The sequence below is a fragment of the uncultured Kiloniella sp. genome (assembly GCF_937128705.1).
GTDB lineage: Bacteria > Pseudomonadota > Alphaproteobacteria > Kiloniellales > Kiloniellaceae > Kiloniella.
On sequence record NZ_CAKZMP010000226.1, the window covers coordinates 1 to 3,369 of the forward strand.

Below are 3,369 nucleotides of genomic sequence, written 5' to 3' on the forward strand. Positions count from 1 at the left end.
TAAAGGGTGAGCATTTACAACGGACGGGTTCCTTTAAAATGCGCGGGGCGATGAATAAGGTTCTGACCTTGTCAGAAGAACAACGGGCAAAGGGTATAACCACAGCATCAACGGGAAACCATGGTATGGCAACGGCCCAGGCTGCCAGCGTTGGGAATGTAGAAGCCACAATCTACTTGCCGGATACTGTTTCCCCCCTGAAGCATGGAAATATCACCAGAATGGGGGCGAAGACCGTTTTGGTCGAAGGCACCTGTGTGGATAGCGAGCGTACGGCAAGAGCGGCAGCAACGAAACAGGGTATCACTTATGTTTCAGCCTATGCTGATCTGGATGTTATCGCCGGACAAGGAACAATTGGTTTAGAGCTGGCGGCGCAATGCCCTGATCTTGCTGCTGTTTATATCTGTGTTGGTGGTGGCGGACTTATTTCCGGCGTGGGAAGTTATCTCAAATCGTGTTTGCCTGATACGGATATTATTGGATGCTGGGCCGAAAATGCCGCGTCCATGCATCATTGTCTGGAAAAAGGTGAAATCTATGAGGCGTGGGAAGCCGACACGCTTGCCGATGGATCCGCAGGTGGTGTTGAAGAAGGCACCGTTACTTTTCCGATTTGTCAGCAGGTTATTGATCGTCATGTCTTGGTCAACGAAGAAGAAATTGCGCAAGCCATGCGCGATGTTGCGGCCAATGAACGCTTTATTGTTGAGGGATCTGCGGGTGTTGCCGTTGCTGCGGCCCTTAAAATCGGAAGCGATTATCAAGGCAAGAAGATCGCGGTTGTGATCTGTGGACGTAACATCGGCTACGAAACATTTTGTGATGTGCTCAACTCAGTAGAGGGAGAGAAAAGAAATGCGTAATTTTTCACTGGAAACTTTCTTTTCTGACTGGGAGTTCAAAGCCAGATACCATATGACGGCGTCTGATATTCAAAGCATGACCCTTAATGAACTTTTGGCAATGGCAAGCGAAGAAGACCGCGAAAAGTTTTATGATCTCTCGTTAAGTTATACGGAAACCTTTGGGCATCCGCTGTTGCGGCAAGAAATCGCCAACACCTATGACGGGTTAGCGTCGGAAGATATCTTGTGCTTTGCTGGTGCAGAGGAAGGCGTTTATGTGGCCATGAGGGTTCTGTTGGAGCCCGGGGATCATGCCATTGTTGTGGTGCCCAATTATCAGGCGGCGGAAACACTGCCCCTTGATATCTGTGATGTAACGGGTGTTCCGCTCGATCCAGATGATAACTGGTCGCTGGATATGGACGCTGTGCAAGATGCAATCAGGCCCAATACTAAACTGATTTCTATTAACTTTCCCAACAATCCGACAGGTGCGATTTTAAAACGCAGTTCTTTTGATCGTTTGATAGAGCTTTGCCGTGCTCACGGAATTTATCTGTTCAGTGATGAAGTCTATCGGGGGATTGAACGGGATGAGAGCTTGCGACTGCCACAGGCAGCAGATGTTTATGAAAAGGCCCTGTCGTTAAATGTGATGTCAAAAGCCTATGGGTTGCCAGGATTACGTATCGGCTGGATTGCTTGTCAGGATCGGGATCTTCTCAAACGTTTGGAATGTTACAAACACTATCTGTCTATATGTAATTCCGGGCCGAGCGAGTGGTTGTCGATTGTTGCTCTGCGCGCGCGGGAACAGATCTTGGCGACCAATCGCAAGTTGGTCAAAGAAAACGCAGGCAAGTTAACAGCATTTTTTGATGAATTTCCAGACCTGTTTGATTGGCAAGTGCCAGATGGAGGCTGTGTTGGCTTTCCAGCATACAAAGGTAAGGGAACAACGGATGAATTTTGTGAAGACTTGATCAATAAATCTGGCGTGCTGTTGTTACCACCACGGATTTACAAATCCGACTTGTTGCCTGTCACCTGGAACCGTTTTCGGATTGGCTTTGGTCGCAAAAATATCGATGAAGGATTGGCCGCTTTTCGTGCTTATCTCAAGAGCAACACATGAATACTTTACCGATCATAACGCTTGAGGAGATTCAAGCTTGTTTGAGCGAAGATGATGTTCTCACCGCTGTAAAGGGGGCCTTGGTTTCTCATGGGCGAGGGGAGGTAAACTCACCACCACCGGGTATTTTGCAAATTGATAATCCGGCAGTCGGAGAGTGCCACATCAAATACGGTCATCAAAAAGGGGCCGATACTTTTGTTGTGAAAATCGCAAGTGGTTTTCGAGATAACGGCAAGCTTGGCCTGTCCCCCAACAGTGGCATGATGCTGGTCCTGAGTGCGCAAACGGGCGCGCCCGTCTGTGTGTTGGATGACCAGGGGTGGCTCACAGATATTCGCACCGCAGCCGCGGGGGCTTTGGCGGCACAGGCTGGCGCACCGGATAATGTGAAGGCAATAGGCATTATCGGCACAGGGGAACAGGCACGTCTTCAGGCGTACTGGACATGCCGCCTGTTGGGGTTGAAGTCTATCGTCGTTTATGGGCGCAATCCCGAACAGGTGACAAAGTATGTCACTGACATGACTGCGCAGGGATATGAGGTAAGCTCTGTATCAGAAGTGAAAGAACTACTCGGTCAATGTAATCTTGTCATTACAACAACTCCGTCGCCAACAGCATTGGTGCTAAAAGATGATGTGCAACCGGGCACGCATATCGTTGCTATGGGGGCGGATAATCCGGGAAAACAGGAACTGGATGCGGTATTGTTCGAACAAGCTGCGGCTATAATGGTCGATGACCTTGCGCAATGTGTCCATCACGGTGATCTGGGCCATGCAGTTCGTGGTGGTTTAATCTCGCAAGATCGCGCTGTTTCACTGGGGCTGGTTCTGGCGGGTGAACAGCCGGGACGCTTAAATGCTGATGATATTACCATCGCCGACCTAACCGGCATTGCCGCCGAAGACATCGCGGTGGCATCACTGGTTTGGGAACGGTTAAAAATCAAACAGGGCAGGACTTAGATTGTAAAGTATATAAAAGACTTGAAACCTTGGGGGGAAGGTTGCATTCTCGGCAGATAATTCTACCTCTCCCAGTCTTCAATAGGCTATCTCACGGGCAAAGGGGTCCCTGATAAAGGGTTTAGGGCAAAGGTAGTGCTTCAAATTTGATTCTGTTGCGCTTCTCGAGACCGTTATGACACTTTTAAATGCCAAAGATCTGGGCATTACCCTTGGTATGCCGCTTTTCTCAAACCTGAATTTTTCCATCAACAAGGGTGATCATATTGGTTTGGTTGCCGCCAATGGTCGTGGGAAATCCACGCTGCTAAGTTGCCTTGCTGGCGGGTTAGAGCCAACCGAGGGAGATATCACCCGCGCACGTGGATTAAAGGTCGGGTACGTAGAACAAAATGTTCCCGAAGAACTCATGACA

The 3,369-nt window shown here is 49.1% G+C and carries 4 protein-coding genes; all 4 read left to right on the forward strand.

All coding sequences use genetic code 11. The features are described 5' to 3' along the window. The coding region (locus Q0241_RS11850; protein WP_299377604.1) for a threonine/serine dehydratase at positions 1-866 on the forward strand (866 nt) is incomplete at its 5' end. Then, positions 859-1,983, forward strand: coding sequence for an aminotransferase class I/II-fold pyridoxal phosphate-dependent enzyme (locus Q0241_RS11855; protein WP_299377606.1), 1,125 nt, complete (start codon positions 859-861; stop codon positions 1,981-1,983). The genes Q0241_RS11850 and Q0241_RS11855, both read left to right, overlap by 8 nt. Next, positions 1,980-2,954, forward strand: coding sequence for a hypothetical protein (locus tag Q0241_RS11860; RefSeq protein ID WP_299377608.1), 975 nt, complete (start codon positions 1,980-1,982; stop codon positions 2,952-2,954). Before Q0241_RS11855 ends, Q0241_RS11860 begins: the two co-directional genes overlap by 4 nt. 175 nt (positions 2,955-3,129) lie before the next feature. After that, positions 3,130-3,369, forward strand: a 240-nt coding sequence (locus Q0241_RS11865; RefSeq protein ID WP_299377610.1) for an ATP-binding cassette domain-containing protein, incomplete at its 3' end; no start/stop codon positions are given.

What these genes read in the sequence shown, in the direction of transcription:
- Q0241_RS11855 (WP_299377606.1), top strand. Translation starts at nt 859, where the DNA reads ATGCGTAATTTTTCACTGGAAACTTTCTTTTCTGACTGGGAGTTCAAA.
- Q0241_RS11860 (WP_299377608.1), top strand. Translation starts at nt 1,980, where the DNA reads ATGAATACTTTACCGATCATAACGCTTGAGGAGATTCAAGCTTGTTTG.